Below are 439 nucleotides of genomic sequence, written 5' to 3'. Positions count from 1 at the left end.
GCGGCTCCTGTTTTCCGAAGGATACGCTGGCGCTCGCCAAGACCGCGCAGGACTATGATGCGCCGGTGCGGCTGATCGAAACCACCATCGCCATCAACGACAACCGAAAGCGCGCCATGGGACGCAAGGTCATTAACGCGGTGGGCGGCGACGTGCGCGGCAAGAAGATCGCCGTGCTAGGCCTCACCTTCAAGCCGAATACCGACGACATGCGCGAGGCCCCGTCGCGCACCCTGGGATAGGACTGGTCAAGCCGATGCTCGCGCCAGCCGGCGAACGTCGGCTCCAGCTTGCTGGAATAGGCGCTCATGCCCATGCTGTCGCGCTTGTCGACGCCAAGCAGGCGTTCCATCGCCAATGAACGATCCGCCAGCTTGCCGATGCGCAGCAGATCGTATGGCCGCAGGTGCATGCGGATGGCCGCGACCGTGCGGTCGTC

At 64.7% G+C, this 439-nt stretch carries 1 pseudogene; it reads left to right on the top strand.

The features are described from left to right. Positions 1–227, top strand: a pseudogene (locus EN804_RS34695) (UDP-glucose 6-dehydrogenase); the annotation flags it as partial. Positions 228–439: the final 212 nt, after the last annotated feature.

Origin of the sequence: Mesorhizobium sp. M8A.F.Ca.ET.161.01.1.1 (assembly GCF_004792105.1) — a bacterium.
Taxonomy (GTDB): domain Bacteria; phylum Pseudomonadota; class Alphaproteobacteria; order Rhizobiales; family Rhizobiaceae; genus Mesorhizobium.
This window is presented reverse-complemented; position numbering and strand designations above follow the sequence as displayed.